The 6,958-nt window shown below is 49.2% G+C and carries 7 protein-coding genes; 2 read left to right on the top strand and 5 right to left on the bottom strand.

Going from position 1 to position 6,958, the window contains the following annotated elements; genetic code table 11:
- Positions 1 to 104: 104 nt before the first annotated feature.
- Positions 105 to 2,675: a cation-translocating P-type ATPase gene (locus BUA56_RS19165; protein WP_072854392.1), complete on the bottom strand. Its 2,571-nt coding sequence runs from the start codon at positions 2,673 to 2,675 to the stop codon at positions 105 to 107.
- 144 nt (positions 2,676 to 2,819) lie between these two features.
- Between BUA56_RS19165 and BUA56_RS19170 the strand changes: the two genes are divergently transcribed.
- Entirely contained in the window at positions 2,820 to 3,677 is an 858-nt protein-coding gene (locus tag BUA56_RS19170) for a class I SAM-dependent methyltransferase (protein WP_072854393.1), read from the top strand.
- 18 nt (positions 3,678 to 3,695) lie between these two features.
- Here BUA56_RS19170 and BUA56_RS19175 read toward each other — a convergent pair whose 3' ends face one another.
- Genes BUA56_RS19175 through BUA56_RS19185 form a run of 3 tightly spaced genes read right to left on the bottom strand, consistent with a single transcriptional unit; the run spans position 3,696 to position 5,272 of the window.
- On the bottom strand, positions 3,696 to 3,959 hold the full coding sequence (locus BUA56_RS19175) for a DUF1294 domain-containing protein (protein WP_072854394.1): 264 nt from the start codon (positions 3,957 to 3,959) through the stop codon (positions 3,696 to 3,698).
- On the bottom strand, positions 3,956 to 4,942 hold the full coding sequence (locus tag BUA56_RS19180) for a permease prefix domain 1-containing protein (protein ID WP_072854395.1): 987 nt from the start codon (positions 4,940 to 4,942) through the stop codon (positions 3,956 to 3,958). Before BUA56_RS19180 ends, BUA56_RS19175 begins: the two co-directional genes overlap by 4 nt.
- Positions 4,943 to 5,272, bottom strand: a complete 330-nt coding sequence (locus BUA56_RS19185) for a PadR family transcriptional regulator (RefSeq protein ID WP_072854396.1) — start codon at positions 5,270 to 5,272, stop codon at positions 4,943 to 4,945.
- 230 nt (positions 5,273 to 5,502) lie between these two features.
- Between BUA56_RS19185 and aroC the strand changes: the two genes are divergently transcribed.
- The gene (aroC, locus tag BUA56_RS19190) at positions 5,503 to 6,609 is read left to right on the top strand and encodes a chorismate synthase (RefSeq protein ID WP_072854397.1); all 1,107 of its coding nucleotides are present in this window, start codon (positions 5,503 to 5,505) and stop codon (positions 6,607 to 6,609) included.
- Between the two features lie 139 nt (positions 6,610 to 6,748).
- On the opposite strand, the gene BUA56_RS19195 is transcribed toward aroC, so the two are convergent.
- The coding region (locus tag BUA56_RS19195; RefSeq protein ID WP_072854398.1) for a transposase at positions 6,749 to 6,958 on the bottom strand (210 nt) is incomplete at its 5' end.

Consider the following 6,958-nt stretch of genomic DNA (forward strand, 5'->3'; position numbering starts at 1 on the left):
TGCATTTTTTGGCATTTTTAACTGGTTCATTTCCTGTTTTTTCGTTTTTCTATGCATTATCATATATTATTTCCTTCATTTCGTACGTTCGTCTACCCCTCATCTCACTTTTCCTTCTTTATAAATAGAAGACGGAGCTCATGGAAAACTAAAGGGATTGCCGATACTGCCAGAAGCCAGAGCCAGGTGCTCATATCCAGTTTCACGGTCTGGAAGGCCTGAACAAAATAAGGAATCTCTGTCACCATAAACTGAAGGCCCAAACCAGCAAAGAATGCAAATATCATGAAAGGATTCTCCAGGTGATTCATCCGGAAGATGGAGCGCTCCGTATCTCTCATCCCAATGGCATGGAAAAGCTGGGAAACACCCAGCACGGTAAATGCATAGGTCTGCCCGCCTTTGTGGAAAGCATACAGCGTAATCCCGGCGATTACCATTCCGTAAAATACAGTCAAAAACCAGCCCCCGTGGGCAAACAGGCTTTCCCCCGGATCCCGGGGCGGATGGTTCATGAGCGTTTTTCTATTATTTTTGTCAACTCCCAGCGCCAGTGCGGGCAAAGAATCTGTGATCAGATTTACCCACAGAATATGACTGGCCTTAAGAGGCGTGGGCAGAGCCAGCAGCACAGCCGCAAACATGGTGATGATCTCCCCGAAGTTAGAGGACAGGAGAAACAGAATGGATTTTTTAATGTTTACATAAATACTGCGCCCTTCCTCCATAGCCTTTTCGATAGTGGAAAAATTATCGTCTGTAAGAATCATATCCGCAGCGTTCTTGGCCACATCTGTACCGGATTTGCCCATGGCGATTCCAATGTCCGCGGCCTGGAGCGAGGGGGCATCATTCACCCCGTCCCCTGTCATTGCCACGATCTGTCCGTTCTTTTTAAATCCTCTGACAATCCTGACTTTGTGTTCCGGTGTTACACGGGCGAATACTCTGAGCCTTGGAATGACTTCCTCCAGTCTCTCGTCCGTCATGCGCTCCAGTTCATCTCCGCTGATGCACTGTTCCCTGGCATCAGCGATACCGATTTTATTGGCTATGGCATAGGCCGTATCCTTGTGATCGCCGGTTATCATGGCCACCTTAACGCCGGCCCGGTGGAGGATCGATACAGAATTCCTGACTGCTTCCCTGGGAGGATCCATCATCCCTGTAAGTCCGATAAAGACCAGTCCCTTCATCAGTCCTTCATCTGTAACCTCCCCGGCCCGTTCCTTCATAGCTAAAGCCAGAACCCGTAAGGCATCTCTCGCCATACTTTCCATTGCCTGGCGGATCTTCATTCTCTGTACCTGGGTCATAGGCAGAATCTTACCCCTCACCAGTATTCCGGTGCACTGCTCCAGGATGTAATCCCCGGCTCCCTTCACGTATGCAGTATTATATTTTCCGTCCCTGTGGACAGTTACCATGTATTTCTTCTGCGAATCAAAGGGAAGTTCCCCGATTCTGGGTTTTTGCTTTTCCAGAACCTCTTTCTTTACTCCCCTCTCTTTTCCCATATGGAGCAGTGCCAGCTCTGTGGGATCTCCTATCTCCTGTTCCCCAAGCTGGCTGTCATTGCATAAGAGATATCCTTCCAGAAACCTCTCGTGAAGCTGAGGGTTCAATTTCTCTGCCGGCATGATTTCACCGTTGCAGTAAACAGTAACCACCTTCATCTTATTTTCCGTTAAAGTTCCGGTTTTATCGGAGCACACCACTCCTACAGCTCCAAGGGTTTCCACTGCGGGCAGCTTCCGGATAATGGTATTCACCTTTACCATACGGGCAACCCCCAGTGCCAGAACTATGGTTACCACTGCGGGGAGTCCCTCCGGTATAGCTGCCACGGCAAGGGAAATGGCAAGGAGCAGCATCTGCAGAATGTTCCGGTGCTGTACTACCCCTATCACAAAAAGACCCACGCAGAGAGCCACTGCCACTACGCTGAGTATTTTTCCCAGATCTCCCAGCCGTTTCTGAAGAGGAGTTAGCTCTCCTGTAGTTTTGTTAATCAGACCGGCGATTTTCCCCAGCTCAGTCTCCATGCCCGTAGCTACTACAATCCCCTCACCCTGACCTTTCATAGCCTCAGTGGTCATATATGCCATGTTCTTCCTGTCAGCCATAGGAGCCTGGGCGGACATAGGCTGGTCCGTTTTTTCCACCGGCATCGACTCCCCTGTAAGGGCGGACTCATTAATCGCCAGCCCTCTGACACTGGTTATCCGAACATCAGCAGGCACCTGGCGTCCTGCTTCTATCTTTACCAGGTCTCCCGGTACTACCTGGGAGGCGGGAATCTCCTGGTATTCATTGTCCCTCTTTACAAGGGCCACCGGAGCCGCCAGCTTCTTCAGGGCTTCCATGGCTTTTCTGGCCTTCCCCTCCTGTATGACCCCTACAGCGGTATTCATGGCTATTACAACAAATATAATGATGGTATCACTGTATTCTCTCAAAAGCATCGAAATAGCTGCCGCCATAAATAAGATAAAGATCATGGGTTCATTCAGCTGCTCCAGAATCATGCCCCACACAGTCTGCCCCTTCTCCTTTTTCAGTACATTTTCCCCATACTCCTTTAAGCGGCTGCGGGCTTCCTCCTTCGGCAGTCCTCTCCTGCTGTCTGTACGGAATCTCTCTTCCAGTTCATTCACATCCTGTATCTCAAACATTCTGGCACCTCCGGTTAAAGTGGCCGGCCTCTTCCTTCAAGGCCCGGCCATTCTAGGATAATGTATGCTTGCCTTTTCAAATATAGAATAGGTATGATATAATTTGAAAAAACAGATTGATGAAAAAAAGAAAGGTAAATTATCATGTGGATAGCAGACGGTTGGAAAGATTATGAGATCATAGATACTTCAAAGGGGGAGAAGCTGGAACGGTGGGGAAAGTACCTTCTGGTCCGCCCGGATCCTCAGGTTATCTGGGATACCCCCAGAACGCATAAAGGCTGGAATAAGAGGAACGCCCACTATCACAGAAGCAAAAGCGGCGGAGGGGAATGGGAATTCTTTGATCTGCCGGATCAATGGGCAATCCATTACAGGGATCTGACATTTCACCTGAAGCCCTTCAGCTTTAAGCACACCGGACTCTTTCCGGAGCAGGCCGTCAACTGGGACTGGTTCAGCAGTAAAATAAAAAAAGCCGGACGTCCGGTCCGGGTTCTGAACTTGTTTGCCTATACCGGCGGGGCCACCATAGCGGCGGCTGCCGCAGGGGCTCAGGTAACACATGTAGATGCCTCCAAAGGAATGGTCACCTGGGCCAAGGAAAATGCCGCTGCCTCAGGGCTGAAGGACGCACCTATCCGGTGGATCGTGGATGACTGCGTCAAGTTCGTGGAAAGAGAAATCCGCAGGGGAAGACAGTATGACGCAATCATTATGGATCCGCCTTCCTACGGAAGGGGACCCAAAGGTGAGATCTGGAAAATTGAAGAGGCGATCTATCCTTTGATTCAGCTCTGTACAAAGCTGTTAAGTGATACGCCTCTGTTCTTCCTGGTTAACTCTTATACGACAGGACTTGCCCCTGCTGTCCTGACTTATATGCTGGCTACAGAGCTCAAAAAGTTCCGGGGCCGGGTGGATTCCCAGGAAGTGGGACTTCCGGTTTCCTCCAGCGGCCTGGTACTGCCCTGCGGAGCCTCTGGGCGGTGGGAGGCGTAGAGCAGCCTGAACCTTATACTACCTGGCAAAGTACCAAAGCAGAACCGCTGCCTCTGCGGCCAGTATTACCGGAACGCCCAGTCGGAATTTCAGATGTTTCGTCTTATGGCGGAATACCTGCATTCCTGCCAGGGCTCCCGCGCCTCCGCCGATCGCGGTCAGAAACATAAGCGTGTGCTCCGGGATCCGGTATCTGTGATGTCTGGCCTTATATTTATCCACTCCGAAGACAATAAATGTCAGGATATTGATTCCGGCCAGATAGATAAGCTCGGGCCTCATTCTTTTTTCCCCGCCGCTGCCTGGCAGGCTGCTGAAAATGCGCCGAAAAGGATTCCCACCACGGGAAACAGAATCCACGCCGTTTTCCACATGCCAAAGCAAAATCCTGCAATCAGGAAGGCTGCTGCAGTCAGGGGCCAAACCACAGAAGCTACTGCACCGATGATTCGGTTTTCCCTTTTATGGGTCTGCGCGTAATTATCCATTTGCAGCAGCTTTTTGTATGCATCCTCCCTGGTTCCAGCCAGGATGAGGAGATTGACTCCTGCCGCGATTACGATGAGCATGACACAGATACTGTACCCTGCCGCCGTGTCCCCGAACATCCCTGCCACGAATAAGATTACAGGGGATATCACACACAGCAGGACACCGAATACAATATAAATCCGATTGGCATCTTTTATCTCCAGGGCCTCCCGGCCGAGAATCTGCCTTGTAGTTTTTCCCAGAGAGAATTCCCCCTGATCAATGAATTTATAAGCGTCCATCTTCATACCGCTGTTTACAAAAAGTCCTACGGCAGGCACAAGGAAAATGAAAAAAGACAGGACCGGCATATATTCCCTGACCGGTTTCGGAACTCCCATACCCAGAATACGGATCTCAAAAAGCTGCGCTAAAAATATAAGCACTGAGGCCCCGAAAAGAATGAGCGTTACCCCAAAAGCTACGTGCCGCCCCTCTCTGTGGGCGTCATGAATGTACATCCGGGTTTCCTCCAGAGATAAAAGAATACTCTCCTCTGCAGGCTCTTCCTCTGTGCCCTCCGGGGAAAGGCCGAGTTCGCTAAACAGCTCATCAATATTGCCAAACTCTGAGATTACCCTCCCCACTGCCTCATTTTCAGAGGCACCCTCTTCTTTTAACTCCTGATATTTATCCTCCATACTGGCCAGCAGATCTTCTTTCACTCTGCGGACCTCGGGAGAGTCCGGCAGACTCTGAAACATAGTGTCCAGATAATTTTTTATTGTCTCCATCTATACATCCCTCCTGATAAAATGATTGACCACGTCCTTTGTCAGCTCCCACTCTTCACACTTGCTGCGGTAATATGTCCTGCCCGCGTCTGTTACGCTGTAATACGTACGCCTTTTCCCCTGGGTGGCATTCCCATAATAAGAAGTGATAAACCCATGTTTCTCTAATCGGGTAAACGCTGAGTATAATGTAGTTTCCTTCATAATGTACCGCCCGCCTGTAATCTCCCGGATATTTCTGGATATCTCATATCCGTAGGAATCTCCGTCTAACAGAAGATATAGAATCATAGTGTCGTTGTATCCCCGTATGACGTCACTGCTAATCATCTTCATGCCTCCTGCCCTTATAATTCTATACTACGGCTGTCGTAGTACTTCTGACGTAGTAATCATACCACAATTACTACGTCAGGTAAAGTAATATTGCAAATTTTAAGAAGAAAATTATTTCCTCCGTTCACAGAAAAGTATTTTTTATGGTATTATGGAACAGAAAGACATAAGATACCGGCAGTCCGGTGCATGTATTGCAGAATCAAAATCAGGAGGAATTTATTATGTATGGATCTACATTTGGCAATATATTAAAGATAAGTACCTGGGGAGAATCTCATGGTGCAGGACTGGGCGTAGTCGTAGACGGATGCCCGGCCGGCCTTCCCCTGTCAGAGGAGGATGTGCAGCGTTATCTGAATCGGAGAAAACCCGGCCAGTCCCGATACGCAACCCCGCGCAGGGAAGAGGATGCGGCAGAGATCCTGTCCGGAGTATTCGAAGGGAAAACAACCGGAACTCCTATTTCCATGATGATTCGCAATAAAGATCAGCGCTCCCGGGATTACAGTGAGATCGCGGGCTACTACCGCCCCGGCCACGCAGATTATAATTATGATCAGAAATACGGGTTCCGGGATTACCGGGGGGGAGGACGCTCTTCAGGAAGGGAGACCATAGGCAGAGTAGCTGCAGGTGCCATTGCGTCAAAAATTTTGGAACAGCTGGGGATTACCCTCTCCACCTATACCCTGTCTATCGGCCCGGTGGCTATTGACAAAGGCCAATTTGACGAAACAGCAATTTGGGAAAACCCCTTCTATATGCCTGATAAAGCCGCTGCCCTAAAGGCTGAGGAATATCTGAAAACCTGTATGAAAGATCACAATTCTTCGGGAGGCATGATCGAATGTATTATCAAGAATGTACCGGGCGGACTTGGGGAACCGGCTTTTGAAAAACTGGATGCCAATCTGGGCAAAGCCATATTCTCCATCGGAGCTGTCAAAGCAGTAGAAATCGGTGACGGCCTCCAGGCAGCCGAGGCCACGGGTCTTACCAATAATGACCCCTACGCCTGCGATACAAAAGGCAGTGTGAGAAAGCTGAGCAATCACGCAGGGGGAATCACCGGAGGTATCAGCGACGGCTGCAATACAGACATTATCCTTCGAGCCGCCATAAAACCGACTCCCTCAATCGCAGCCCCTCAGCAAACGGTGAACAGAGATGGCGAAAACATAGAAATAACAATAAAAGGACGCCATGATCCCGTTATTGTTCCCAGAGCTGTTGTAGTTGTGGAGTCCATGGCAGCACTAGTGATTGCGGATGCGCTGCTTGGAAGCATGACGTCCCGCATGGACAAAATCATAAAATTCTTCCGCTAAGCCAAAAAGGGGCTGTGAAAAAATGGAGTTGCTCTAACTCCATTTTTTCAGCCCCTCTTTATTTTGTGGAAAGCGTAAGAAAAAAGCAGTAAAAAGCGCATAATCCCCCTTACCCCAACAAACGTGCGCTCTTTCTTCTTTAAGCCACTTCCCGGAGTCTCATCTGCTTATTATAGATTTTATAGAGATTATGGCCGATAGAAACAAGAAATATCTCTACTCTTACCGAATCCAGTCCTCTTCTTACAATTCGCTTATACCTTCGGTCGTATTTGATGATTCCAAATGTCCCTTCTGCCTGGATGGAGCGGTTCATGCGGAGCAACGCCCCATGGATACTCTGAAGATT

Origin of the sequence: Lactonifactor longoviformis DSM 17459 (genome assembly GCF_900129135.1) — a bacterium.
GTDB classification, from domain to species: Bacteria; Bacillota; Clostridia; order Lachnospirales; family Lachnospiraceae; genus Lactonifactor; species Lactonifactor longoviformis.